Origin of the sequence: Campylobacter sp. (assembly GCF_030528245.1) — a bacterium.
In the GTDB taxonomy this organism is placed as follows: Bacteria; Campylobacterota; Campylobacteria; order Campylobacterales; family Campylobacteraceae; genus Campylobacter_D.
The window spans coordinates 2,879-29,727 of record NZ_JAUMZG010000019.1; the positions used below are offsets into that span (position 1 = coordinate 2,879).

The 26,849-nt window shown below is 45.8% G+C and carries 24 protein-coding genes and 1 pseudogene; 5 read left to right on the plus strand and 20 right to left on the minus strand.

The window, feature by feature from the left end:
• The 8 genes from Q4A73_RS04615 to Q4A73_RS04650 form a co-directional block, all read right to left on the minus strand.
• Positions 1-183, minus strand: a 183-nt coding sequence (locus Q4A73_RS04615) for a hypothetical protein (RefSeq protein WP_303206269.1), incomplete at its 3' end; no start/stop codon positions are given.
• Positions 184-197: 14 nt separating this feature from the next.
• The gene (locus Q4A73_RS04620) at positions 198-1,919 is read right to left on the minus strand and encodes a portal protein (RefSeq protein ID WP_303206270.1); all 1,722 of its coding nucleotides are present in this window, start codon (positions 1,917-1,919) and stop codon (positions 198-200) included.
• A gap of 243 nt (positions 1,920-2,162) precedes the next feature.
• Positions 2,163-3,656 carry a hypothetical protein gene (locus Q4A73_RS04625; RefSeq protein ID WP_303206271.1) on the minus strand — a complete coding sequence of 498 codons (1,494 nt, stop codon included), beginning with the start codon at positions 3,654-3,656 and terminating at the stop codon, positions 2,163-2,165.
• A complete protein-coding gene (gene dnaG / locus Q4A73_RS04630) occupies positions 3,656-5,224 on the minus strand; it encodes a DNA primase (RefSeq protein WP_303206272.1) in 1,569 nt (522 codons plus the stop codon). The genes Q4A73_RS04625 and dnaG overlap by 1 nt, the downstream gene beginning before the upstream one ends.
• Before the next feature lie 38 nt (positions 5,225-5,262).
• Complete coding sequence (locus tag Q4A73_RS04635) at positions 5,263-6,447, minus strand: ATPase domain-containing protein (protein ID WP_303206273.1); 1,185 nt, start codon at positions 6,445-6,447, stop codon at positions 5,263-5,265.
• The gene (locus Q4A73_RS04640) at positions 6,435-6,779 is read right to left on the minus strand and encodes a hypothetical protein (protein WP_303206274.1); all 345 of its coding nucleotides are present in this window, start codon (positions 6,777-6,779) and stop codon (positions 6,435-6,437) included. The genes Q4A73_RS04635 and Q4A73_RS04640 overlap by 13 nt, the downstream gene beginning before the upstream one ends.
• 63 nt (positions 6,780-6,842) lie before the next feature.
• The gene (locus Q4A73_RS04645) at positions 6,843-7,133 is read right to left on the minus strand and encodes a hypothetical protein (protein ID WP_303206275.1); all 291 of its coding nucleotides are present in this window, start codon (positions 7,131-7,133) and stop codon (positions 6,843-6,845) included.
• An 8-nt stretch (positions 7,134-7,141) separates the two neighbouring features.
• Entirely contained in the window at positions 7,142-7,825 is a 684-nt protein-coding gene (locus Q4A73_RS04650) for a hypothetical protein (RefSeq protein ID WP_303206276.1), read from the minus strand.
• A gap of 752 nt (positions 7,826-8,577) precedes the next feature.
• Here Q4A73_RS04650 and Q4A73_RS04655 point away from each other — a divergent pair.
• The 4 genes from Q4A73_RS04655 (at position 8,578) to Q4A73_RS04670 (ending at position 11,588) form a co-directional block, all read left to right on the plus strand.
• Entirely contained in the window at positions 8,578-9,012 is a 435-nt protein-coding gene (locus Q4A73_RS04655; protein WP_303206277.1) for a Sua5 YciO YrdC YwlC family protein, read from the plus strand.
• A 256-nt stretch (positions 9,013-9,268) separates the two neighbouring features.
• Positions 9,269-9,820, plus strand: a complete 552-nt coding sequence (locus tag Q4A73_RS04660) for a DUF507 family protein (RefSeq protein WP_303206278.1) — start codon at positions 9,269-9,271, stop codon at positions 9,818-9,820.
• Positions 9,820-10,932 (plus strand): glutamine-hydrolyzing carbamoyl-phosphate synthase small subunit, encoded by a 1,113-nt coding sequence (gene carA / locus Q4A73_RS04665; RefSeq protein ID WP_303206279.1) that lies wholly within the window; start codon positions 9,820-9,822, stop codon positions 10,930-10,932. Before Q4A73_RS04660 ends, carA begins: the two co-directional genes overlap by 1 nt.
• Positions 10,914-11,588 carry a sulfite exporter TauE/SafE family protein gene (locus Q4A73_RS04670; protein WP_303206291.1) on the plus strand — a complete coding sequence of 225 codons (675 nt, stop codon included), beginning with the start codon at positions 10,914-10,916 and terminating at the stop codon, positions 11,586-11,588. Before carA ends, Q4A73_RS04670 begins: the two co-directional genes overlap by 19 nt.
• A 148-nt stretch (positions 11,589-11,736) precedes the next feature.
• On the opposite strand, the gene Q4A73_RS04675 is transcribed toward Q4A73_RS04670, so the two are convergent.
• The 11 genes from Q4A73_RS04675 to fabZ form a co-directional block, all read right to left on the minus strand.
• Entirely contained in the window at positions 11,737-11,868 is a 132-nt protein-coding gene (locus Q4A73_RS04675; protein WP_303206280.1) for a hypothetical protein, read from the minus strand.
• Positions 11,868-15,137 (minus strand): carbamoyl-phosphate synthase large subunit, encoded by a 3,270-nt coding sequence (gene carB / locus Q4A73_RS04680; protein WP_303206281.1) that lies wholly within the window; start codon positions 15,135-15,137, stop codon positions 11,868-11,870. The genes Q4A73_RS04675 and carB overlap by 1 nt, the downstream gene beginning before the upstream one ends.
• 431 nt (positions 15,138-15,568) lie before the next feature.
• Positions 15,569-17,023, minus strand: coding sequence for a 2-methylcitrate dehydratase (gene prpD, locus Q4A73_RS04685; protein ID WP_303206282.1), 1,455 nt, complete (start codon positions 17,021-17,023; stop codon positions 15,569-15,571).
• Positions 17,024-17,033: 10 nt separating this feature from the next.
• Complete coding sequence (locus Q4A73_RS04690; protein ID WP_303206283.1) at positions 17,034-18,161, minus strand: citrate/2-methylcitrate synthase; 1,128 nt, start codon at positions 18,159-18,161, stop codon at positions 17,034-17,036.
• Complete coding sequence (gene prpB / locus Q4A73_RS04695; RefSeq protein ID WP_303206284.1) at positions 18,158-19,033, minus strand: methylisocitrate lyase; 876 nt, start codon at positions 19,031-19,033, stop codon at positions 18,158-18,160. The genes Q4A73_RS04690 and prpB overlap by 4 nt, the downstream gene beginning before the upstream one ends.
• Entirely contained in the window at positions 19,030-20,937 is a 1,908-nt protein-coding gene (locus Q4A73_RS04700) for a propionyl-CoA synthetase (RefSeq protein ID WP_303206285.1), read from the minus strand. Before Q4A73_RS04700 ends, prpB begins: the two co-directional genes overlap by 4 nt.
• 175 nt (positions 20,938-21,112) lie before the next feature.
• Positions 21,113-21,862, minus strand: a complete 750-nt coding sequence (mreC, locus tag Q4A73_RS04705) for a rod shape-determining protein MreC (protein WP_303206286.1) — start codon at positions 21,860-21,862, stop codon at positions 21,113-21,115.
• On the minus strand, positions 21,852-22,892 hold the full coding sequence (locus Q4A73_RS04710) for a rod shape-determining protein (protein ID WP_303206287.1): 1,041 nt from the start codon (positions 22,890-22,892) through the stop codon (positions 21,852-21,854). The genes mreC and Q4A73_RS04710 overlap by 11 nt, the downstream gene beginning before the upstream one ends.
• An 11-nt stretch (positions 22,893-22,903) precedes the next feature.
• On the minus strand, positions 22,904-24,124 hold the full coding sequence (gene clpX / locus Q4A73_RS04715; RefSeq protein WP_303206288.1) for an ATP-dependent Clp protease ATP-binding subunit ClpX: 1,221 nt from the start codon (positions 24,122-24,124) through the stop codon (positions 22,904-22,906).
• Positions 24,124-24,909 carry an acyl-ACP--UDP-N-acetylglucosamine O-acyltransferase gene (lpxA, locus tag Q4A73_RS04720; RefSeq protein ID WP_303206292.1) on the minus strand — a complete coding sequence of 262 codons (786 nt, stop codon included), beginning with the start codon at positions 24,907-24,909 and terminating at the stop codon, positions 24,124-24,126. The genes clpX and lpxA overlap by 1 nt, the downstream gene beginning before the upstream one ends.
• Positions 24,909-25,349 (minus strand): 3-hydroxyacyl-ACP dehydratase FabZ, encoded by a 441-nt coding sequence (gene fabZ, locus Q4A73_RS04725; RefSeq protein WP_303206289.1) that lies wholly within the window; start codon positions 25,347-25,349, stop codon positions 24,909-24,911. The genes lpxA and fabZ overlap by 1 nt, the downstream gene beginning before the upstream one ends.
• 161 nt (positions 25,350-25,510) lie before the next feature.
• Between fabZ and Q4A73_RS04730 the strand changes: the two genes are divergently transcribed.
• Positions 25,511-26,404, plus strand: a complete 894-nt coding sequence (locus Q4A73_RS04730; RefSeq protein ID WP_303206290.1) for a hypothetical protein — start codon at positions 25,511-25,513, stop codon at positions 26,402-26,404.
• Between the two features lie 250 nt (positions 26,405-26,654).
• Here Q4A73_RS04730 and Q4A73_RS04735 read toward each other — a convergent pair.
• Positions 26,655-26,849: pseudogene (locus Q4A73_RS04735) on the minus strand (diacylglucosamine hydrolase like protein); the annotation flags it as partial.

Below are 26,849 nucleotides of genomic sequence, written 5' to 3' on the forward strand. Positions count from 1 at the left end.
GGCTTTTGAATAGCTAAAATTTGCCACCTTCAAGACTTCAAATATCGCCTCATCATCCCCACCATACTCTTGCTCTAGCTTTGCAAAATCCGCGCTAGAATTAAGGCCTCTAAGATAATCAACGGCCGCTTTTTTATCCCGCCCAGTTTTTTCGTAAGCCTCAAAATCAAAAGAAAAATTCATTTTAATCCTTATTTTTAACGCAAATCAATCCCACCCTTTTGCATCGAGTCGTTCCCACCCTTCACATCCTCGCCGTTTAAAAGGGCTTCGTTTTGCACTGTTTGATTAATAGCCACCCCCCGTGCCAAATCTCCCTGCGAAGAGTATTTTTTTGTCTTAGCCTGAAGCTCTAAAATTTCGGCCTTTTTCTTTTCAAGCTCGAGTCGTAAATTCTCCTGATGAATTTGCATTTCCACACTCTCACCCTGCTGCGCGACTTCTTGTCGCTTTCGCTCGATAAGCTCAAGCAGATCGGCTGCCTGTGCGCTTTGCATGTCTTTTAGCATGAGCAGCATCATTTCACTCATCAAGGCTGGGTCGTGTGAAAAGCTTTTAATAATCTCCGCCCAAGAGGCGAGTTTTTCGTCATTGCTTTGCATCTTAATCTGCGACTTATAAGAAAGGTCAAATTTCCCTACCCTTATTCTATTATCCTCGTTTTCATTGATGCTAAAATATCGCTCGCCCACCCGTGCGTCTGTGATTTTAAAGGCCTGTTGTTTCGTAAAATAAAGGCTGATATAATCAATAGCCTTTTTAAAGATAAGCCTATCCATGCTATCACAAGCGTTCAAATACTCTTGAAGCCCCATGAGGCCCGCCTCCCGGCGCTGCGTGATCGCCTCGTTACTCATTCTAGCATTAGATATTCCCAGCGCCTCGTCATTAAGCCCGCTGATAAGCTTGGCCAGTTGCCGCTTTTCATTCGCCTTACGTGAAATGGTAGCGATGTCGTTGTGATGCTCGACAAATTTTAATTTATTATCGCGCAGGGCGCCGCTTTTAACCTTCACCACTGCATTATCAAGGCTAGCCTGATGGATAAACTCCTCTGTCTCCAAAACAGCGTCCTCCTCAAAAAAGGCCTTAAGCGTGCCGATCATGTTCATCATTTTATTCTCGCTATAATTGATGTAATCCTGCAGGGGCTTGATGTCCCTAAAAAGTCCATACCAAGTCCCCTCTGCGTCAATGTTGTATTTTGAAACGATAAAGGGATGTGAACCATCTTTAAAGGGCTTTGGCTCATAGCTTAAAATACCCTCATCCTGCCAAATATAGCGGGCATAATGGTTCCCCTCCTTGATCCAGCTCTCGATCAAGATGCAGCGCTTGTCGATACTACTGCCGCTCTTGACAAAGGGCTCTGTTTTAAATTTTTGCGTGATTTGTTCTAAATCAACATTGCTTTTTTTGTGGAAGCGGCGGGCGTCTAGGGCATTTAAGTCCTCGCTGTAAGCATCGATTAAAAAGCTAGTGGGCTCAAGGCTTTTAAGGCTTAGAAAAAAATCTCCCTCATCATCCTGCTCGATCCAAAGCTCACACACCCCCATGCCAAAAATAAGGCTCTTGTCTCGCTTAATGATCTCTTTGTTGTATCCAACATCCTCGCTAAACACTTTTAAAATGTCATTGATAAGCATAGCCGTCGCTGCATCCTCCTGCTGACGGCCGCTCACTTTGATCTCGGCAATACTTTGGGCCTTGTAGCCTACGATTTTATTAATGATAAGTTTAAAAATGTTTTCGATGACGGGGCTTTGCCGGCGCTCTAAAATCGTACGTAAATTTACCGGGTCGATTTGATCACCGTGATAATAACGCAAGGCCTGCCTATACTCCCAAAAGCTCTTTTCATCTTTTCTTAGGTCTATGCAATAAATTTCTTTAAGTTCGTTGATGGAAAGCATAGACAAGGCCTCCTAAGCGGATTGTAATGGGCGCAAAATTTTATAAAAGGAAAAAGGAGAAAACCCAACATCGCCCATTAGTCGCCCTATGCAAAAAGGAGAATTGCCTAAGGCGTGAAAGAATTTTAAAATATCCTGTCCTAAAAATAAAGGCTTAAAAATTTAGAAAAATCCCTTTCTTATTGCTTCGTTTTCACCATCTTTTTGTGTATTTGTTTTTAAATGACGAAAATTTAAGCTTAGCAAGTATTAAAACCCCCTATAAAGCGGCTCTAAAATTTCGCTCACATCATTAACGATTTTTATCCAGCGTTTTCCATCCAGCTCAATCCAAAAAGCTTTTTTGCGAACCCCGCTGTAAAACTCAAGCTCTGCAAAATTCTTTAAAACATAATCCTCGTAAAATTCCACAATGCTATTCTCCCCCTCTCCATAAAGCTGCGCAAAAACCTCCTCCATACTCTTGTAATGCTTTATCGTCCACTTAAGATCGGTCGTGTAAAAAAACTGATCGCCCAAAAGCTGCGCGTTATTAAGCGCCCGCTCGTCCTCATAATAAAACACTCGCCCAACCTTTTGTAAAAATAGCGACACCTTAGTCTCCACCATTTCCCTGTAGTTCTCCTGCTTCTCCTCAAGGCTAAAAAGCCGGCTTTTTTGGATGTAAAAGCGATCATTATAAAGGCCTCTTTCTTCCTCCAAAAGCGCCCGTTCAAACTCAGCCCGCTGCACCTCCAGCCGGGCTGTGGAAATTTCGCCATGATGGCGCTTAAAGCTTTGCAAATCCCGCTCAATCGCCGCCTTAAATCTATCACTGGATTTTAACAAGCCCTCGCGCTCTGCTTTGTCCAGTTTTTTGCTTTGAGTGAGCGCGCTTAAATGCAGCGGGATCTCAAGCCTCAAGGCCTTGTTATAATTCTTGTTTTTCTCTAAAAAATCAAGCGTGCAAATTTGTCGCAAAGATGGACAAACGACTTCTTCGACCACCCTCTGAAAATGCTCATTAGCCGTGCCGCAAAAATCAAAGCCCGCGGCGGCTAGCTCGACAAAGCCTCTTAAAATTCTTTCATGTTTCTGCGCGGCTTGATGAAAAAGGCTCTCTTTTAGCTCATCCGCATCAAGCCCGCCGCTTTCCGCATCGATGTAGCCCTCCCCAACCCCCTGCATATAGCCCGCATTTCCGGCCGCTGTGAAGTGTCCCCTGCCGGTTAGCATTTCATCGATTGACTCGGTTTTGATTTGGCCACTTAGACCCTTGGTTACATCAAAGGCGCTTGAGGGTGCAAAGCTCTGACTACCCGCCGCGCCGCGCTTGAAAATGGCCCCATTTGCATAGGCCGGATAGGCCTGCAAATTCCTTAAAAAAAACCCCTCACCCTCCTCGGCCTTGTCATTGAGGGCTTTTTGCCATGCTATTTTTCGCTGCAGGGTCTGGGTTTGGTAAGCTAAATTTTGGGCTTTTTTGGCGTTTTTACTCGTTAGCATGTTGGTTCCTAGGAAGGCCGCGGCGCCCAAGGCCCCGCCCGTGAAAATGCTGGCTATCGAAAAAACAAGGTCCAAAATCCCAAAACCCCCAAAGAGCCCGCGGCGCTTGACTTTGGCTTTGGCCAAGGCCTGCGCGATGTAACGATAATCATCCGGGTTTAAATTCAGCCCATACTTTTGGCTGATTTCATCAAAACGCTGCATGGTCTGGGTTTCAAAGCGGCGGCGGCGTTTCTTTAAGCTGGATAATAATCCCATCAATACTCTCCATTTCTTAGCTTGTAAATTTTAGCGCTCAAGGCCACTTTTTGCTCACAGCTTTGCGCGGCTTTTAGGTCCATGTAAAGGCCTCTTAAGACTAAGGCTCTTAAGGCCGCGTTTTGCTTGTCTTTGGCTAAGGGCTCAAAATTTGGGTTACACTCAAGGCTCGTTAAATTTCCATCGCCGCTGAGCATGGCTTTAAATTTTCCCAAATAAGCCCCCGCATAAAACATAACCCGCTCCCTGTATTCATCATCATTTGACGCGGCGTGGATGATTTGCATGACTAGCCTGTCCGCAGGGGGGGTTAAGGGGGTTCTTCGGGGCGGGTTAAAATTTTCGTTTTTTTTAGCCTGCGCCGGGTCAATGTCCAAATAAAACGAAAGTTTTTTAAAAAGCTCGTCCCTTAAAAAAAAATTCTCGAGTCCATTGAATATGCTTGAAAGCTCTTTAAAAATTTTAAATTTAGCATTAGCATCCGCGGCCGCGTTTATACGTTGTTTAATATAAAACTCAAGCCCGTCATAATAATGCAAATGATCCTTAAGGCTTTCGCCGGGAAATTTCTTTAAAAATTCCCCAACGTCCTTTACCTTCTTTTTACAAAGGGCCACCTCGAGGTCAAAAAAACCCTGTTCAAAGCAAAGTCGCAGGGCTCGTGCTGCCCCGTCAAGCCCCGCCGCATCTTTATCCGGGACAAAAACAAGCCTCAGGCCTTCGATGTTTTGCCTTTGAATCAGGCTTAAATGCTGGATGGAAAAGGCTGTTCCGCAAATGGCGGCCGTGTTTTTAAAGCCGCTTTTGTGCAGAGCGATCGCATCAAAAAAGCCCTCACAAAGTAAAAGTCGCTTTTGAATTCTCGCATACTCTCTGGCCTTGTCAAAGTTAAAAAGCAGGCTTGATTTATCAAAAAAATCGCTCTTAAATGAATTAACATATTTGCCAAGCTTGGTTCCATTGATAAGCTCTCTGGCTGAAAATCCGCGCGGCCTTCCCAGATGATCCTTAATGCAAAAGGAAAGCCTGCGTGCGAAGATGGAATAAATTTTTCCATCTTTTTCCTTGATGTAGCCAAGGCGCCGCGCCAAGTCCAAATAACCTCTCGCCCTCAAAAAATGCACCAGTCTATCCACATCACCCGTATAACCCACATCAAAATAAGACACATCATCATCCCCCAGCCCCCGTCTGTAACAATACTGACGAATGTTCTCTTGCATGTTGCTTTTAAAAAACTCGTTCAGGTCGTTTAAAAATGTAAATTCTGCTTTGGAAGAGGGCTTGCCCGTGTTGATCTCTATGCCCTCAAGCCGGCCGATCTCCTCGAGGGCTTCCTTAAAGCCTAGATTTTTAAACGCTTGTACGAATTTAATCGCATCACCGCCCTTGTTGCACCCAAAACAATGCCAAAGGCCTTTATTTGGATTGACAACAAAAGAAGCAGTGCGCTCGCTGTGAAAGGGACAATTAGCCTTAAAAAAAACACCCTCCTTTTTAAGAGGCAAAAAATGCTCCACAAGCCGAACAATATCAATGCGGCTTTTTATGCTCTCCATGTCTAGCATTTTACTTTCCTTTTTTTTGTATGTTTAATGCTAAGAATTTAAAAAGGCTCATCGTTTATATTCAGTGTATCCCTCACCTCCTCCATATCCACCTCAAGCTCTTTTTTTGTGTCAAAATAAAGGCCTTTAAAAGTCTGCGTTTTTGGATTGAACGCAACCTCCTCGCTAAAATGCCGGCCTGTGATTTTGTTTTTCTGCATCACAAAAATTCGCCGCTCTGGATGAAAGGGCTTGTTTTTATTTTTGATATCATCCGGCTGAATTTCCACCTTCTCAAGACGCATAATGACGCTGGCTTCATAGCTGGCTATTTTGCTGCCAAAGGGACTCTCCCGATCGCCCTTGCTCGTCTGGTAAATCATCAGAATAACTATGTCAAGCCTATGACAAAGCTTAGCCAAAGTGCTAAATTTCTGAGTCTGCTTCTCCTCCATGTTTTCACCTTTGCCTGAGTTTCCGACCCTCATTTGGCTGTCGATTAAAAAGGCCTTGACGCCTCTTTTGGTTAAAATTTTAATGTTGCGCTCGATGTCCTTAATGTCATATTCATCGTTAAGGATGATCATGTTCTTTTTATTCAAGGCCACACTGTCCTTCTTTCGCTTCACATAGTCCCAAATGGTAAATTCAAAGCAAAAAAATCCGACCTTACTTTTTTGTGATAATCCCTCCAAAAACTGAAGGCAGAGGGAGGTTTTTCCCATTTCGCTATCACCACCCATTAAAACAAGGCTGCCCAAGGTAAAGCCCCCGTCCAAGGCCTGATCTAAAAAGTCAATGCCGGTCGGTATCTTTTCCGGCTCTCCGCGCTCATCATAAAGACGCTCCCAGTCCTCAAAGCTTAGGAAATTGCTACCACTAGTTTCGCTCGCAAAGTCGCCCAAATTCTCAAGGTCGATAATCCTCTTTTCTTTGGCCGCTTTTAAAAGTAATTGCGCCACATGCTCCTGCTCCTTGAGGGCAAACTCCTTTTTTAAAGGCCTTTCGTATTCCAAAAAGTCCGCTTCAGGTATGGCGCTGGATATTTTGGCAAACTCTTGGCTTTTTAATTCCACATCGCTTAAGGCGGCGCGAAAGGCCGCATAGCTTATCTTCTCCAGCGTTTTGATTTTTTCCAAAAGTTTCCGGTAGCCTACGTCGAAATACTTTAAAGGCATAGCCTCCTCAAAATTAACAATACTATTTGGAAATTCCAAAAGGGATCGGATAATCACGCTTTGCATGTAGGCTCCTTGAGAATTTTGCCGCTTTTAAGCTTCATAAAATAAAAGGCCTTGAGTAACTCAAAGTGATCGTAAGCATAGCGCTCGGAGGTCTTTAGTTTCAGGGTCGTTTTTTGGGCTAGCCTTGTACTTTCGATGATTAAAAGCCTTTCGTAAAGCTTGACCAGCTTTTTTAAATTTAAAGTCCCATCGTCTTTTAAAATTTCTTTTAAAAGCTCGTCGGTAAAACTCTCATTAATTTCGCTGATAAAATCAGCGATAAGCATCCTTTCCGTTTCTTTAAGATAGCCTGTCGAGTCCAAAACATACTCCAAAAACTTGCGCCGTCTCATTTTGGCCTCATTTCGTAAAAAAATATGTTCTCAGCCCTGTAGGCTCTTAAAAATTCCACAATGCTATTCGTCAAATATTGATTTTGTGAAATTTTTTCCCTTTTGCTTTCTATTTTGATTTGTAAATTTGCGCTTACGGTCAGCATGAAGCGCTGTCTTTTTTTTAATCCGGCCGGCCTTTTTGAAATCTCCACACCTTGCATATTTTAAACTCCTTTCCACAATAATACTTATGCTTGTATTTTCAAAATCCGCTATCTCTCTTAAAAGTCTTAAAATTTCCCTTGAAAGGTAAAATGTCGTACTTCTTTGCTTTGCAACCTTTTTGGTTTCGTAGTGCATGTTTTTTGCCATTTTATGCCTTACCAAAATTTAGTCCCATTTCCGCTCTTAGTGTCAAAATAAGCGAGCAACTGTTCCCGCTCTTTAATGCTCTTGTTTGCTTTGGACTTCAATAGCTGCTGTTGTCTTTCACCATGAAGCGGCTTTTTAACCGGAAACAATCCAGCCCAACCCTCCTCGATGCTTTTATTAATCGTGGATATAATATCCACCCCAGCCTCTTTGAACCTTTGCATTTTGTTGATTTGGTATTCTTTGCTTTTTTGCGTCAGTCGTTTGCCGACTTTTTGTGCCTTGTAAATTAGCCATTCTTTTATTTTCTCCCGCTCCTCCTTGTTGAAATTTCTACCCTCAAGGTCAATGCCCGCAAGCTTATTCCTCGCCCTCTCAAAAATTAAAAATCGATTGTTCGATTTTTTTGCCAATAGGTATGATTTATTATTATCTAATAAATCTCTTCTTATATATGTGCGACTTAAAACCGTCAAGCGTGATTTAGTCGTCTGATTTGACGCACGATTTTCTGGGCTTTGGATTTGATCTAAGGCCTTCAAATCCTCACTAATAGCCTCTTCCATTTCCAAAGTCTCCATTTTTTCGGCTTTTGATAGCTCTTTTTCATATTCTTTAAATTCAATAAAGACCTCATCATCCGCGCGCACGATCGCACCCTCATTTGGCTCCTCTTTATCTAAAAAAATCACTGACCAGCCCTTTGTGAATTTCTTAGTTTTCTCGTCAATTTCTTGAAATTTTTCGATATAACCCAAATCGCAAAGCTCCTTTAAACACCGCTGCACCTCCCTCATGCACATGCCAAGCTCCACGGAGACCCATTTAGTATAAATCACCCAGTCAGTCGGCAGGCTGCTTAAAAACGCTGCCAAGGCTTTGGCCTTGTAACTCAGCGCACGATCGCGCATTAAAATCCTGCTGACAATCAAAAAATCTTTTTCTAGATTTTGCTTAATTACCATTTTTTCCCCTTAACAAGAAATGAACTAATTTACACAAGCGGGGCCGAGCCCCCCTCACCTCAAAAACGAAAATCCTAAGTTGAGACCACACCTGTGAGCCAAAACCTCAAGTTTCCACGGCAAAACATCGAGCGGGCCTTAAGGGCTCCACTTCTCAGCGCCCGCTTTGCTTGAGCTAGCCGCGGCGCGCAAACCCAAATCCTCCCGCTGCATCGATGGGGCCGCTTTTTGATTTGAATGGCAAAAAGCCCGTCAGCTTGTCGCAAATAACGCCCTTATTTAGCCGCTAATGCCCATAATTCCATGCTTTGCCTCTTTTGTATTGAAAATACCATTTTTCAAACAAAACACCGAAAACACTTACACAACAATGCCCCGCCGACACAGATGTGGCCATGCCTTGCCAACAGGAGAAAATCAAAAATAAAATTTGCGATTTGAAGTCGCCGGGTAAAATGAGTTTATTTTAAGGAGGATTTATGATTTACCTCGCACAAACAGACACCACTGCGGGATTTTTAAGCAAGGACTTTAAAGCCATCAACCGCCTCAAAAATAGACCCGAGAACACACCCTGCCTCATCGCTACGGCTTATTTGAGTGAGCTTTTGACCCTAGCACGAGTGCCACGCAAATTTAAAAACTACGTGAGAAGGGCTCAAAAAACGACCTTTATCTATCCTAACGCTAAGGCCATCCGCGTAGTAAAATGGGGCAAACACGCTAAATTTTTAGCCCAAAAGGGCTGGCTTTACTCAAGCTCTGCCAATTCACACGGGGAGAATTTTAATGAAAAATGGGCAAAGCAAGCCATCTTAAAAAGCGGCGGAATCGTCATCGATGAGCATTTTCACGCCGCAAAGCCTTCAAAAATTTTCAAACTTTCAAAAAATAAAAAAATCAAAATCCGCTAAAACAAGCCAGAAAAGCTCTTGCAAAATTGGAGTTGTATTTTTAATGCCATTTTGTCGGTCAATAAAATTTTATAGAGACAACAATGGAGCCAAATGGATTGAATTTTGATTTTGCTAAAAATTGATTTTTATAATCTTCACAATTTTTTATAGCATTAAGACATTTAAATTATGCCGCACTTTGAATTTTTAATGATTGTGCGTTAGCGTTTTTACTCAAAATGCGTTATGATTGTGATAAAAATAAAGGCTTACGATGCGTATCAAATCACCCCATGTTCCCTACATCACCAACAAAATCGTGCTTGACATTGCGAATGCCTCCTTCGTAGAAATCAAAGACCAGCTTGAAAAACTTCGCGACTGCGTCAAAGAAATTTTAGAGCAAGATTTGGCCAATGAAAAAAGGCTCGATGAGAGGGCGAAAGAGCTGCTTGAAAAGCAAGAGGATGAGATGGAGCTCATGCAGGTGGATAGGAAGAGTATGTTTTGGCTTGTCAAGCGGAAATTGGCCGGTGAATATGGCGTGATTTTTGACAAAGAGGACAGACACAACCACCTCGCGCATCAAATTTTAGGCAAGCTTGTCGAAGAGGATTGTATCAATTTCATCGTCAGTGAAAATAGGGTGAAGAATCTTATTTTTTCAAGCATTGAGGCTTATCTGAAAATTTATGAGGGTATCGAGGATGCGGTGTATGACAAGATCAGCAATTATAAAAGCAAGCCCGTGCCCGGCAGTGAGGAGTATGAGCTGATTTTTGAAAAGCTCTATCAAGAGGAGCTGCGTAAAAAGGGTATGTTTTGATGAGGGCCTATGTTTATTTGGAAAACGACATTTTTCTCAGTGCGGAGGCTTTCGGCTCTGCGGGGACCTTTTTTGGGGAGCTTGTTTTCAATACCTCGATGAGCGGCTATCAGGAGATCATTTCTGATCCCTCCTATGCGGGGCAATTCATTGTATTTTCCATGCCAGAAATTGGCATTGTGGGGACTAATGACGATGATGAGGAGAGTCGGGGGGTTTTTGCCAGTGGGATTTTGATGCGTAGGCTCAGTGCCTCGTTTTCAAATTTTAGAGCCGAGTGCAGCCTGCAAGAATACATGCAAAAACATGGAAAAATAGGAATTCACAATATCGACACGCGCTTTTTGGTCCAGCTCATACGCGATGAGGGCAATCTTAGAGCGGTGATTTCAACTGAAATTTCAAGCAAGGACGCGCTCAAGGAGAGGCTTGACTCGAGCGCGAGGATGGAGGAGCTAAATTGCGTCAGGGAGGTTTCGACCAAAGTGCCCTACAAGCACGAGCGAGGGGCTTGGAGCAACGGAGCGTATCCGAGGGGCAAAAAGAGTGCGAAAAAGGTCGCCGTGATCGATTATGGCGTCAAGCGCAACATCCTCAACGAGCTTGTCAGTGCGGGACTTTGCGTGGAAGTTTTCCCGCATGATACCCCGGCGGAGGATTTGATCGCTCTTTATCAAAGGGGCGAAATTCACGGCGTCTTTCTTTCAAACGGCCCGGGTGAGCCCAGAATTTTAAGGCGAGAAATCAATGAAATCAAAAAGCTTATCGAGGTGAAAATTCCTATTTTGGGCATTTGTTTGGGACATCAGCTTTTAAGCAATGCCTTTGGTTATGAGACTTATAAGATGAAATTTGGGCAGCACGGAGCCAACCATCCCGTGATCAATTTGGAGAGCAAAAAAGTAGAAATCACCGCGCAAAATCACAATTACAATGTCCCAGAAGAGCTCAGTCAAATCGCTCACATCACCCATCGTAATTTATTTGGCGATAATGTTGAGGGTGTGCGCTATAAGGACTATCCTATCATTTCTGTGCAGCATCATCCAGAAAGCTCCTCAGGCCCGCACGAAAGCAAGTATATTTTTGCAGAATTTGCGAAATTGATGTGAATTTTGAGGACCTTTTGACCATCGTTGCGGTGGCTTTTTTGTCGAGTTTTAGCCATTGTTACGCGATGTGCGGAGGCTTTAATCTAGCCTTCATGCGCCTGCATTCTGCTAGCAAAAATCCCATTTTTTTCAGCCTTGCTTATCATTTGATGCGCGTGGTGGCTTATGTTTTTTGGGGGGTGATTTGCGGAGGGCTTGGAAGCATCCTCGCGCTCAATGCCAAAATTCAAAGCCTTTTTCTTTTCATCTTGGGCATTTTTATGGTGCTTTTGGCCCTGGCCCTGGCTTTTAGGGGGAAATTTTTGTTTTTTTTGGAAAAAAATATCCTTTTTGACGCCTTTTTCAAGGGGATAATGAAAAAATTTCTCACGCTAAAAGGCCTTAGATCCGCTTTGATTTTAGGCTTTTGCAATGGCTTTGTGCCCTGCGGCTTGGTGTATTTTTTTTTAGCCAGCGCGATGAGCCGGGGGAGTGTTTTGGAGGGCGCTTTTGTGATGCTGATTTTTGGACTCTCCACCCTGCCAGCCCTTATTTTTTTCATGCAGCTTTCTCATTGCCTCAAGCAAAACTTTGGCCAAATTTTTTCTTATGTTTCTTGTTTTTTGATTATGATTTATGGTTTAAAATTGAGTTTATTTAGTTTATTCACTTTCTGATTTTACAGCATAAATCCCACATTTGCGACTCACCGACTGAGATCTTCCATTGCATTTGCAATTTTAATTTTTCTCAAGTGCTACCTCATCAATATCCGCACCCACATAATTTAAATTTTTAACGAAAAAATCCCCATACCCACAAGAGCTATCCAAAAACATAAGTCCCCAAATCGCCCACCCACTTTTCCAACAATCCATAAACTTCATCGACAAGAAAATCGGGCGTGTAAAAGCTCCCCAGATTGATGGTCGCTTCCCTACCAAGATGATTTTGCATCAGCCCCTAAGCCACTCCTGCAAACTTCTCAGCTTCAAATAGCTCCCCTCCTGCATCGCTTTGATGCTTTTGGCCCCCGCCAAAGCCGATCGCAAATTTGTAAAATAAGGAATCTTAAAGCGCATGATATTTTCGCGAATTTTCTTCGTATCGCCCTTGAAGCTATGGCTATCGCTGGTGTTGATGACAAGTTGAATTTGCCCATTTTTTAGCATATCCTCCACATTAGGCCGCCCCTCAGAAATCTTATACACCTGCGCGCACTCAAGGCCTGCTGCTAAAATTTCCCTGCAAGTGCCCCCCGTCGCGACCAGTTTAAAGCCCAGTTTGTGATACTTTGTAGCGATTTGCGCGGCGTGTTTTTTGTCCCCATCCTTTAAGGAAATGAAAACCACCCCACCCTCAGGCAGAGGATTAAAAGCAGCGATTTGACTCTTCGCGTAAGAATTGGCAAAATCCTCACTCACCCCCATCACCTCGCCTGTGGATTTCATCTCTGGTCCTAGCTCTAAATCACTCCCACTAAGCTTAGCAAAAGGAAACACCGCCTCCTTGACGCTCACATGAGAGCGCTTCTTGGGGCGCAAAATTTTACCGCTAAAATCCACCGCCTCAAATTTATCGTAAAATTTCAAGGCCTCGCGCAAATCCCCTCGCCACATCACACGCGTAGCCACCTTAGCCAAAGGCACGCCGCTAGCCTTACTCACAAAGGGCACGGTGCGGCTAGCACGGGGATTGACCTCTATCATAAAAAGCCTATTTTCATGCAGAGCAAACTGGATGTTTAAAAGCCCTTTAACACCTAAATTTAAGGCGATATCGGCTGTTTTTTCACGGATGAGCCCTTGCGTTTTTTCATCGATATTACAAGGCGGCAGCATGCAAGCGCTATCACCTGAGTGAATTCCAGCCTCCTCGATATGCTCCATAATCCCCGCCACATAGACCTCTTTACCATCACTTATCGCATCGACATCAAGCTCGGTGGCATTGTCTAAAAATTCATCGATCAAAACGGGGCAGTTCCCGCTCACATCCACCGCTTCTTGCATGTAAAGCGTCAGCTCATTTTCATCGCCGACCACACGCATCGCCCGCCCGCCTAGGACATAGCTGGGGCGCACCAAAACGGGATAGCCTATTTCTTTTGCCTTAGCTAGAGCTTCTTGGAGGCTGGAAGCGCTGGCATTTCTAGGCTGGATTATGCCCAGCTCCTCGCAAAATTTCGCAAATTTTTCCCTATCCTCAGCCCTATCGATCACCCGCGCACTCGTGCCAATGATCCTCGCTCCAAAGGCGCTCAGGCGTTTGGCAAATTTAAGCGGAGTTTGCCCCCCAAAATGCACTATCACGCCGTCAGGTTTTTCTCTCTCAATCACAGCTCTTAAATGCTCGAAATCAATCGGCTCAAAATATAAAACATCACTCGTGTCATAATCGGTTGAAACGGTTTCTGGATTACAATTATACATCAAGGTTTTCACGCCCAAATCCTTAAGCGCAAAAGACGCATGCACACAAGCATAGTCAAATTCAATACCCTGCCCAATGCGGTTAGGTCCTCCGCCTATAATAAGAACTTTTTTCTCTTTTTTATCCCTAGCCTCGTTTTTACTTTGCGTAAGCTCGCTAGCATTAATGCTTGAGTAAAGATAAGGCGTAAGCGCTTCAAACTCACCCGCACAAGTATCGACCTCGCTAAATTCGGCAATGATTTTATGCTTTATCCTTGCATAGTAAATATCATTTTGTGAAAGCTCTAAATTATCCTTTTCATTGACTAAAGCGGCGATTTTCTTATCCGAAAAGCCCATAGTTTTAGCCTTTCTTAAAAGCACTTTGTCGCTTAAAATATCCATATCAATGCGTTTTTCAAATTCCACAAGCTCTCTAATTTGCTCTAAAAACCACCTATCCACCCTACAAAGCTCATAAAGCTCCTCCGTGCTAAAGCCCTGCCTGTAAGCCTCGCCTAGATATAAAAGCCTCTTTTCATTTGCATTTCTTATCTTAAAAATAAGCTCGTTTTTATCCTCAAATTTAATCCTATCAAGCCCACTATAATTTCTCTCAAGTGAGCAAAGTGCCTTTTGCAAACTCTCCTTAAAAGTGCGCCCTATCGCCATAACCTCACCCACACTTTTCATCGCCGTGCCTAAAATTTCATTAGAACCAGGAAATTTTTCAAAGGTAAAACGCGGAATTTTTGTAACAATATAATCAAGCGCAGGTTCAAAAGAAGCGGGAGTGCCTGTGATGTCGTTTTTAATCTCATCAAGGCTAAAGCCCACAGCTAAAAGCGTGGCAACCTTAGCGATGGGATAGCCTGTGGCCTTACTTGCAAGGGCGGAGGAGCGAGAAACGCGAGGGTTCATTTCTATGACGATCATGCGACCATTTTGTGGATTAATAGCAAATTGCACATTAGAACCACCAGTATCTACACCTATCTCGCGCAAGATGGCAAAAGAAGCATTACGCATCACTTGATATTCTTTATCCGTGAGGGTCAGGGCGGGGGCTATGGTGATGCTATCTCCCGTATGCACGCCCATGGGGTCTAAATTCTCAATGCTGCAGACGATGATGCAGTTGTCAAATTTATCGCGTATAACCTCCATTTCATACTCTTTCCAGCCGAGCAAACTTTCTTCAATCAAAATTTCGCCGATGGGACTGAGCGCAAGGGCCTGCTGGGCTAGATCTCTAAACTCGTCTAGGTTATACACCACGCCGCTGCCTGCCCCTCCAAGCGTGTAAGAAGCGCGTATCATCAAAGGAAAGCCTATCTCATCGACCGCTTTTAAGGCCTCTTCGTAATCATACGCGTAGGCAGAGCGGGGCAGATCCATGCCGATCTTTTTCATGCTTTCTTTGAAAATCTGCCGATCCTCGCCCTTTTTGATAGCCTCAGGCCTAGCGCCTAGAAATTCCACCCCGTCCAAAAGTCCGCTTTCATAGACTTCCATCGCGACATTTAAGGCAACTTGACCGCCCATAGTCGGTAAAATAGCGTCAATTTTTTCTTTTTTAAGTATGCTTAAAATGCTTTCTTTTGTAATAGGCTCAATATAAGTCGCATCGGCAAATTCAGGGTCGGTCATGATGGTCGCGGGATTGGAGTTGATCAAAACCACGCGGTAGCCTAGCTCTTTGAGGGTTTTGGTCGCCTGAGTGCCCGAGTAGTCAAATTCACAAGCCTGCCCGATGACAATGGGGCCGCTTCCTATGAGTAAAATGGTCTTTATATCGCTTCGTTTTGGCATGGTTTTTCCTGCTGGAGTGATCAAGACGCAATGATAGCAAAGTTTCGTTTCAATGGGGGGGGTGAGGAGGTGGGTTGGAGTGAAGGGGAGGTAGGATGAGGGGATGGTTTGAGAAGATAGGGGGGAGTGAGGAAGAGGATGTGACCATGGTATGAGGCCGTTTGAATTTTTTAAGCTTAAATTCTTAAATGATACGAGTTGATATTAAATCCAGCAAGATTAGCGAGCGAAAATAGTCCCAGCGCAAGCCAAATTCACGCCCGCCAACTTAAGGACTCTGCAATAAATTTAGCGCGATACACCCCAATGTGATCGAGACAAGAATGCTGCAAAAATTATAATTCATAGTTTTTAGGAGCGGTGGAAGGTTTAAAAAAGAGGGGGTTTTAAAAAAGAGAGGCCGCATCCAAAAGCAGCCCCAAAAGATGCCCTCAGCCTAGCCAGAACAAATCGCTAAATTCGTTGAAAGGCGTTTGCTCTAAGGCCTTTTGATCCGCGCAAAGGGCTAGAATTTTCTCGCATTGCTTAGGGCTTAGGCGCGTGGCTATGTGGGTCTTAAATTTTTCCAAAAGCAAAGGTATGCCATCCTCCCTGCGCCTCCTGTGCCCCACAGGATACTCCACCTCCACCTTCCTCGTGCTCGTGCCGTCCTTGAAAAAAATCTGCACCGCGTTGGCTATGCTTCGCTTGTCGCTTTCCAAATACTCCCTCGTATAGCGCTCATCCACCTCGACGATCATCTTGGCGCGCAGCGCATCGATCCTCGCATCACGCGCCACCGCATCCTCATAATCATCCGCCACCAAACGCCCAAAAATCAAAGGCACAGCCACCATATACTGGATGCAGTGGTCCCTATCGGCAGGATTGGCCAGCTCGCCCACTTTATTGATGATGCGATGGCCGGATTCTTGCGTTGTGATGATGATTTTCTCCACCGCATCAAGGCGATTTTTCACTTCATCATGTAGGCTCAAGGCCGCTTCCACGGCGGTTTGTGCGTGAAATTCAGCCGGGAAGGAGATTTTAAAAAGCACATTTTCCATCACATAACTGGCAAATTCCTGCTCCACAGCAAGTTTGCTCCCCCGCATCTTCACATCCTCAAAGCCCCAAAATTTAGCGCTCAAAGCCGAAGGATAGCCCATTTCTCCCGTTTTGGCCTTCAGGGCGAGATCCACTCCCCTGCTCGAGGCATCACCTGCGGCCCAGCTTTTGCGGCTTCCTGTGTTGGGTGCGTGGCGGTAGGTCCTCAGCGCTCCTCCGTCAATGAAGGCATGAGAGATGGCATTGCGGATTTCCTCAAAATCACAGCCCAAAAGCTTGGCCGCCACCGCCGTGGAGGCGATGCGCACCAGCAAAACATGATCAAGTCCCACGGCATTGAAGCAGTTTTTCAGGGCTAAAATTCCCTGAATTTCATGGGCCTTTATCATGGCCTTAAGCACGCAAAGCACTTTCAGTGGGGGCTTGGCTTGGCTTAAATTCCTGCGACTCACATAATCAGCCACCGCCCAGATGGCTCCCAAATTATCACTGGGATGCCCCCACTCAGCGGCTAGCCAAGTGTCGTTAAAATCAAGCCACCTCACCATAGCGCCCACATTGAAAGCCGCCCTCACAGGCTCAAGCTGGTAAGAAGTGCCGGGCACCTTAGCGCCCAAGGGCTTAAATTCCGCCCCCTCGACACTGGGCCCCAAAAGCTTGGTGCAGGCGGGGTATTTAAGCGCCAAAAGCCCACAAGCTAGGGTATCCATCAAACAATACCGCGCCGTTTCCAAGGCCAGCTCACTGGTGATCTCATACGCATCCACATAGCGCGCGATTTGCGTCAAAAGTGCGTCAAATTCAGGTCTCTTCGCCTCCAAAATTCCCATATTTGCCATCTTGTATCCTTTATCTTTCTTCAATTTTCACAAAGGCGCGAGGTTTGGGCCCCACATACTCACTACTTGGGCGGATGAGCTTATTGTTAGCTCTTTGCTCCTTGATGTGCGCGCACCATCCGCTCACCCTACTCATGATGAAAATGGGTGTGAAATAAGGCGTGGGAATGCCCATAAAATGGTAGGCTGAAGCGCTGTAAAAATCGGCATTTGGCGGAAGGGTCGGGCGCCTTTCTTTCATCAAATTTTCAATGGCCTCACTGATTTTAAAAAGCACATTATCGCCTCCAAGCCTTTGGCTCCAAATTTTAATCAAAGCATTGCGCGGATCACCTCCAAGTCCGTAAATCCTGTGCCCAAAGCCCATCAAAAGCTCTTTTTTCGCTAGCTTTTCATCCACGCCCTTGATGGCCTCCTCGACACTGGAAAAACTCTCAATCAAGTGCATCGCCGCCTCATTCGCCCCGCCGTGCAAGGGACCCCTGAGCGCCCCAATGGCTGCTGCCACGCTGGAAAAAATATCGCTCTTGGTGGAGGCGCAAATCCTCGCTGTGAAGGTGGAGGCGTTGAATTCATGCTCGGCGTATAAAATGAGCGAGCATTGCATGGCTTTGACAAATTCATCTTGAGGGCTTTCAAGCTTGAGCTTTTCTAAAAAATACCCCGCTATGCTCTCCTGCCCCGATGCAAAGTCGATCTCCCTGCCAAAATGCGCATGATGATGCCAATAGCAAAGGATGGAGGGTAGGATTCCCAAAAGCCTGATGATCTTTTCATCCTGATCGGAAAAATCCTCCCTCTCACCCTCCAAAGTGCCCAAAGCGGACACGGCCGTTTGCATCAAATTCATAGGATGGACATCCTTGGGTATGGATTTTAAGATATTTTTAAGGGCTGGGCTGAGTTCCCTCTGGGCGATGATTTTTTGCTTATACGCGTCCAGTGCGTCTTTTTGAGGTAGTGAGCCAAACTGCAACAAATAGGCCACCTCTTCAAATTCGGCATTCTCGGCCAAATCCTCGATGCTGTATCCGTAGTAATTCAAGCCATTTCCAAGCCCACAGGTGCAAATCGCACTCTCTCCGGCCACCACTCCTGCCAAGCCTCCCGTTTTCTTACGCGCTTCGCTCACGCTCATTTAACGCTCCTTTGAAACAAATCGTCCAGTTTTTTCTCATAGCTGTAATAATCAAGCATCTCATAAAGCTCCTCTCGCGTCTGCATCAAGCCCAGCACATCCCTTTGATGCCCCTTTTCAAGTATGCTCTCATAGACCTCCAAAGCCGCCTTATTCATCGCTCTGTTCGCTGAAAGCGGGTATAAAACCATAGAAATTCCCACATCTTTTAGCTCATCCTGACTGAAATAGGGCGTCTTGCCAAATTCCGTAATGTTCGCCAAAATGGGCACTTTCACATTTTTCACAAATTCCGCATACTCCTCCAAACCATGCACAGCCTCAGCAAAAATCATCTCCGCCCCAGCCTCCACATAGGCCAAAGCCCTATCGATAGCCCTCTGCTGTCCCTCAATCGCATGCGCATCCGTGCGCGCCATCACGACAAATTCGCTATCGATCTTAGCGTCCATAGCCGCCTTGATCCTATCGCACATTTCCTCAATGCTCACAAGCTCTTTATTAGGACGATGGCCGCATCTTTTTTGCGCGACCTGATCCTCAATGTGCATGGCCGCAACCCCAGCACGGGTCAGTTCCTTGACCGTTCTGGCGATGTTGAAGGCCCCGCCAAAGCCCGTATCCGCATCCACAAGTAGGGGTGTATCGACCCGCGAAGTGATGCGCCTCGCATCGATGCAGACCTCCTCGAGCGCTATGATGCCAAGATCGGGCAAACCATAGCTCGCGCTCGCCACCCCGCTGCCAGAAAGATAGAGCGCCTTGTGCCCCACCCTGCTCGCTTGCAGGGCTGAATAGGCATTGACCGCGCCGACTATCACCAAGGGAGAATTTTCTCTCACCAAATCTCTAAATTTTCTCCCCGCGCTCATTTTTCTTTTCCTTTTTGGGGATAGCCTAAGGCTTCGATGGCCTTTTTGCAATGCTCCAAAACCCTCTCATCCTCTATGGTTGCAGGCACTACCAAGGGCGCGCCGTCTGCTATCTCCCGCAAATTTTTACGCAAAATTTTGCCGCTTCTGGTTTTTGGCAGGGCCTCAACAACGGTCGCGATTTTAAAAGAAGCCACCGCGCCGATTTCTTGCCTCACCAAGGCCACAACCCCCTCAACGATGCCTCGATGATCCCTCTCGATGCCGCTTTTTAGCACGACAAAGCCCATAGGAATTTCGCCCTTGAGCGCGTCATTAACCCCTATCACAGCGCACTCTGCCACATCAGGATGCTTGGAAATGATCTCCTCCATCTCACCCGTGGATAAACGATGCCCGGCGACATTGATGATCCCGTCCATACGACCCAAAACATAAACATAGCCCTGTTTGTCAATGTAGCCCGTATCGCCGGTGAGGTAATAGCCCGGAAACTGATCCAAATAACTCTTGCGGTAGCGTTCATCGTTTTCCCAAATTCCCATAAGACAGGCGGGCGGCAGGGGCAATTTGATGCAAAGAATTCCCTTTTGCCCAGCCTTGAGCTCCTTGCCATTTTCGTCCAGAACTTTAAGATTAAAGCCCGGCATGGGTTTTGTGGGACTACCCGGCTTGACAGGCATGGGCTCAAGGCCGAGAGGATTGGCCGCTATGGCCCAGCCCGTTTCTGTCTGCCACCAATTGTCTATGACGGGTTTTTTTGTGATTTTTTGTATCCATTTTAAGGTATCGCTATCGCAGCGCTCTCCTGCGACAAAGATGGCCTGCAGGCTTTCGAGTTTGAATTTTTTCGCCCACTCGGCCTTGGGATCCTCTTTTTTGATAGCTCTAAAGGCCGTGGGGGCAGAAAAAAGCACATTGACCTTATAATCATTAATGATTCTCCAAAACGCCGAAGGGTTTGGAGTGCGGACGGGTTTGCCCTCATAAACGATGGTCGTGCAACCATTCATCAAGGGACCATAAACGATATAGGAGTGTCCCACGACCCAGCCCACATCCGAGGCGGTGAAAAATACCGAGCCCTCTTTTGCGTTGTAGATATTATCCATCGACCATTTCATCGCGACAGAATGCCCTCCATTGGAGCGGATGACGCCTTTTGGTTGGCCCGTTGTCCCCGAAGTGTAGAGTATGTAAAGGGGATCGGTGGCTAAGACGGGCACAGGATCAACGCCCCTAGTGAGCGCCTCCTCACTCTCCCAATCAACATCCCGCCAAGGGAGCATATTGGCCTTGCATTGTGGTCTTTGCCAAATGATGCAAGTTGTGGGCTTGTGCTGAGATTTTTTGATGGCCTCGTCCAAAATGGGCTTGTATTCTATGATATTACTCACCTCGATGCCACAACTCGCACTCATCACCACGCGAGGCTTGGCGTCCTCTATCCTTGTCGCAAGCTCATGAGCGGCAAATCCCCCAAAAACCACGCTATGAATGGCCCCGAGTCTGGCACAAGCGAGCATGGCGATGACGGCCTCAGGAATCATCGGCATATAAATGACCACTCTATCGCCCTTCACCACGCCTTTGTTGGCTAAAATTCCAGCGACCTTAGCCACCCTGTCTCTTAGCTGCTTGTAGGTGTATTTTTTCTTCGTGTCGGTTACGGGAGAATCGTATATGAGGGCAATTTTATCGCCTCTGCCATTGTGTATGTGCAGGTCTAGGGCGTTGTAACAGGTGTTCATACAGCCTCCAACAAACCACCTATAATGCCCATCGCTATCATCAAGCACTCTATCCCACTCATTGTACCAGTGGACTTTTTTCGCCGCTTCTGCCCAAAATTTTTCGGGATTGGCCAAAGACTCCTGATAACTTTGCTCATAATTCTTACTCATGATGAAAAGCTCCTTGCGTTAAAATCTATGAACATTCTAAAAAATAAAGCTTAATATCATCCATACCGATCACACATTTTCAAGGTTTGAAAATTTTATTTTGTTACAAAAGGTAAATGGCTGGAGGCTGTTTTAATCCTAATAAAAATTTTATGGGTAAATTTGTAATCAATGCTCAATAAGACTTTTCTATGATGTAGAGATAGGATGGGATGTGTAGCCTAGAGTAGGGTCTGATGCTCGCACTTTGATACATCTCCTCGTTACGAATTTCCTCCACCTCGCCCACAGGAACTCCCGCAAAAAAGACATTATCCAGCCCGCTTGTCAGCACCACATCGCCCACTTTTACTTTCGCCCACTTGGGGATGAATTTAGCGACGATCCTGCCGTTTTCTCCGTGGATGAGGCCCGGAAATTTCTCCTCGCCGATGTGGATGGAAAAAATGCAATCCTCATCCCCCTGCAAAAGCGCCATAGTCCTGCCATCCTTCGCCACGGCAATGCCTGCAGTGTAGCCCTTATGGATGAGTCCGCGATTTTTATCGCTCGTTTTCAAATCATCCAACCAAACCCTCTTATAATCGCTGATATTGACATAAGAAATAGCTCTTGTCAGGGCTATACTGGGGAAATACTGCGTGGAATTTTTATCCTCCAAAAGCTTATTGACATTGTCGGCAAAAATTCTTGTCATAATGCGGATTTCATCAAGTTCTTGATTTTGCTTTCTCAAAATTTCAATCTGTCGCGCTTGGTCAAAATGCTTTGAAACAGCATCGCTCAAATAGTCCTTAAAGTCGTATAAATTTTTCAAGACAAAATCATTAACAAAAAGGACATTTTTTTTAATCACCCCTCCATAGTAAAAAGAAACGAAAATCAAAAAAGCTAAGATTAAGACATAAAAAATTTTATTCTTCATTGGTTAGCTGGTGTAGTAACGAAATCTCCTCCAAAGCCTTTCCCGTACCCCTAGCCACTGCCAAAAGCGGCTCATCAGCTACATAAACGGGCAAACGCACGATCTCACTCAAGCACTTATCCAGCCCCCTTATCAAAGCGCCCCCACCCGTCAAAACCACACCATTTTCGACTATATCACTCGCCAAATCAGGCGGCATCATCTCAAGCACCATTTTAAGCGCATCGGCTATTTCTTTCAAATGCTCTCTCATCGCTTCCCGCACATCCTCGCTCGTAAGCTCAATGCGGCTCAAAAGCCCGCTCACTTGGTCGCGCCCCTTAACCACCATAGAAAGCTCTTTGGGCAGTTGTATGGCAGAGCCGATAGTGATTTTCACCTCCTCGCCCGTGCGCTCACCGATGATGAGATTATATTTTTCTTTGACATAATTAACTATACTCATATCAAGTTTATCGCCAGCGGTGCGTATGGACTTTGAAATCACAAGCCCCCCGAGAGAAATCACCCCTATCTCTGTCGTTCCACCACCGATATCCACGACCAAATTCCCCTTAGGCTCCTGTATGGGTAAATTCGCCCCGATCGCCGCCGCCATAGGCTCTTCGATCAAAAACACCTCCCGCGCCCCGGCACTTAGCGCACTTTCACGCACCGCCTTTCTCTCCACCTGAGTGAGGCCGTAGGGCACAGAAATGATAATCCTAGGGCGCAAAAAGCTCTTCCTGCGATGCGTTTTTTCGATGAAATAGCGGATCATCTTTTCGGTCATGTCAAAATCGGCTATCACGCCATCCTTCATCGGACGGATCGCTTCAATATTGCCCGGGGTCTTACCCACCATCTCTTTGGCTTCCTTGCCCACAGCCAAAATTTTAGCCTTAGAGCCGTATCTTTCACGCTCCACAGCCACAACAGAAGGCTCATTAATCACTATACCCTTATCTTTAACTAAAACCAAAGTATTAGCCGTGCCTAAGTCGATTCCCATATCGCTTGAAAAAAATCCTATGAGTTGGTCCAATATCATTCGCGTCCCTTTTAGCTGATTTGTTTTTTTATAAATAGAGCTTTTGCGCCCTCGCAAAGCACCTCTTTTGTGATGATGATGTCATAATCCCTATACTCAGGAAGCTCAAACATCAAATCCATCATCAATTCCTCAATGATACTCCGCAAACCTCTAGCTCCCGTTTTTCTTTTGAGGGCGAGTTTGGCGATTTCCCTCACCGCATCCTCTTCAAATTTAAGCCCCACCCCATCGATGGCAAAAAGCTTTTGATACTGCTTGATGATGGCATTTTTAGGCTCGGTTAAAATGCGCACCATAGCGTCCTCATCAAGCTCCTCCAAGGAAGCGATCACATGCAAACGCCCGATAAGCTCAGGGATGAGACCAAAATGCACCAAATCATCGGGCTCGATTTTCTCAAGCAGAGCCTTATCCTGCTCCTTCCCATCGTCAAAAAAGCCGACCACCTTATCGCCAAGCTTGCGTTTGAGAATTGGCTCCAAGCCATCAAAGGCCCCCCCGCAGACGAACAAAATATTCGAAGTGTCGATTTGTATGAAGTCCTGATTGGGATGCTTTCGGCCGCCCTTTGGAGGGACATTGACCAAGCTTCCCTCGATGATTTTTAGCAAGGCTTGCTGCACGCCCTCACCACTTACATCGCGAGTGATGGAGCGATTTTCACTCATCCTAGCGATTTTATCAATCTCATCGATGAAGACTATGCCTTTTTGCGCCCGGTCCACATCGCCCTCGGCCGCTTGTAAAAGCCGCGTGAGTATGTTTTCCACATCCTCGCCCACATAGCCAGCCTCGGTCAAAGAGGTCGCATCGCAGATGGCGATGGGCACATTCAAAAATCGCGCCAAGGTTTGAGCGAGCAGGGTTTTCCCACTGCCCGTAGGACCTATAAGCAAAATGTTGGATTTAGAAAGCTCAGTATCATCGCCCTCAAATTCAGCCCTAAAAAGCCTTTTGTAGTGGTTATAAACGCCCACACTGAAAATTTTTTTCGCCCTTTCCTGCCCGATGACATATTTATCAAGATGGGCCTTGAGGGCCTTGGGCGTGATGTTCTCAAAGCCAAGATCGGGAGCATCTTTTTCTTTAGCGATGCCCTCCTCGCCAAAAATGATACTATAAGCACCCTCAACGCAATACTCACAAATGAGAGCCCGGCCGTCCTCGTTAGCTAAAATTCTCCTCTGTGGGCTTTCTTGCCCCCCACAAAAACTACACTTTTTTGCCATTATCCTTTGCCTTTATGAAGGGGAATTCCCCTTTTTGTCTCCAAAATAAAACGGCACATTTTCGCCACATTTTCGCTAGGAATTTGTGCCAACAAGGCCCTCGCATTCTCCTTCAAATCCCCCGCTCTGAATAACATTTTATAGGCCCGGTTCAAATCCTCCACCTCCTCGGCAGAAAAGCGACGGCGGATGCCGACCAGATTGAGACTCCTGATGCTAGCCCTATTGCCCTCGGCTAGGCAAAAGGGCACGACATCCTGCGAAAGGGCCGAAGCTCCCGCTACCATCGCACTCTCGCCCACTTTGACGAACTGATGGATGGGCGTGAGTCCGCCCACAACGACAAAATTCCCAAGCTCCACATGTCCGGCTAGGGTGGCGTTATTGGCCAAAATGACCCTATCGCCCAGGATACAATCGTGCGCAATGTGGCAGTAGGCCATGATGAAGGCATCATCACCTATGCGCGTGAAACCATCGCCCTTTGCCGTGCCCGAATTAATGGTAGCAAATTCTCTAATGATGGAATTTTTACCGATGACGACGCCCGTTTTCTGCTCCTCTTTGTAAGAAATATCCTGCGGGATGTCGCCCACAATCGCGTAAGAAAACACGCGGCTAAAATCGCCTATCGTGGTGTCGGCTAAAATTCTTGCACCCTGCTTGATGGTAACGCCATTGCCGATTTTAGCCTCCTTGCTGATGTAAGCGTAGGCCTCGATGATGACCTCATCGCCTAAAATCGCTCCCTCTTCGATCACCGCACTGGGATGAATTTTGCGCATCATCTATCCACTATCATCGCTTTGAGCCCGGCCTCGCAAACCAAAGCGCCCTCGACGAAGGCCTTGCCGACAAAGACCCACATGTTGCCTCGATTTTTAACCACGCTCATTTCATAATCAAGCCTATCGCCCGGGCGCACGGGGTTTCTAAATTTCGCCCCGTCGATGCCCGTAAAATAGACCACTTTTTCCTTAGGATTGACCTTTTCATCCATGCTTTCAAAGGCCAAAACACCCCCCGTTTGCGCCATACCCTCCAAAATCAAAACGCCCGGATAAATGGGATGGGCGGGAAAATGCCCGGTGAAAATGTAGTCGCTGATGCTGATATTTTTGTAGCCCTTGACGATAACGCTTTTTTCTAGATGCGTGATCTTATCCACGAGCAAAAAGGGGTAGCGGTGGGGTAGAATTTCTTGGATTTGCGTGACATCTATCATTACAATATAAACCTTAAGAGCATTTAAAGGCGGGATTTTACAAAAAAATGCTAAACAAAAACACAAAAACAAGATGGTGATTTTGTCATTTACTGTAATTTAATTTTGTTTTTTTTTTTTTTGTTATGATTGAAGGAATTTAAAATTTTGGAGAAATGTGGATGAAAGATATTTTAAAAAGGGCTGTGGAGACCTTTCCGCCGATGGTTGAGAATGTGCGTAAATTTAACGAGTATCTCAGGCAGCACGGCTCATACATGCCCAACAAAATGATGCTAGAGCTTGTGAAAAACAACGCGCACGATAGGGAGGTTTTGCTAGAGAGTGTCCGCTCGCCTCTTTATAATTTTGATGTGGATGTTTCTTTGGAGCGCATTTTTGCGCTGCTGGGCTCTAGTGGGGTGAAAAATATCCTTGTGGCTGAATTTATCAGGGAGAATTTCAAATTTGACATCCTGCCAAGGGATGAAAAGGGCAACCGAAAGGCGCAAAAACTCAAATGCCTCTGCGATACGTCCCCGTATGGTCTTGATGGGGAGACCTTTTTGCAGGAGTGTCAAAAAGAAATCCACTTCATCGCCAGCTGGATCTTTAAGGAGGACAAAAAGCTGCATGTGCTTTTACCCGCACTTATGCTTTTGAGACTTGGGATTATCGTCTTTTCTCAGGTTTTAATCATCAACGATTTGCAATATGATTTTTACAATGAGTTAGCCGAAAATGATTTTAGCAATCTCCTAGCGATAGAAAAAAAATATTTGGGCATGGATCACATAGAATTTTTGGAGTATTTGATGAGGACTTGGCAAACGGACCCCTACATCATAGAGGGTGTGCATCATCTCAAAAAGCCCCACTTAGCTCCGCAGAATTCGCGCAAAAGTGCCTATCTTTTCGCCATAGTGGAAAAGATTTTCACCCCCCACCACAAGGTCTCTAAGGTCAATGTGATGGATGTTTTGGAGCTGATGCAAAAGATCCAAGCGCAGGGCGTGAAATTCAACATCGAGATCTTCAAAAGTGCGATTTCAAAAGAATACTACATGGACTTGTAAGATCCTGCAAATCGCCTAAAATCACCCTGCAAGGGCCTCACGCCTCCACCCCGCAGGGCCCTGCAAAACCCTCCCCTCAACAGGCCCCTCGCCCACACCAAACCCGCATCCTAGCCCCCTCAAAGGCAGCCTTATTTCGCACCATCCCCACCCAAAAAGTTCTAAACTCCACGCCACTTTTATGAAGGATTTAAAGGTCGCCCCGCAATGCCAATTTCCGGCAAAATTTGCAAGGCCACCCCAGCCAACCTCAGCCCAGCCCCTCCCTCACAATTTTCTCCCGCACATCAAAGTAAATTTCACTTTTCGCAGCCAGCTCGTAAGTCCCAGCTTCTAGGCTTTCTACGATGATGATGGGCGAGAGATTATACGCCCCAAAAGCTCTCTGTCTCAAAGCAATTTCCCGACTCACGCTCAAAGGACGGGCTAAAAAATCCTCAAAATT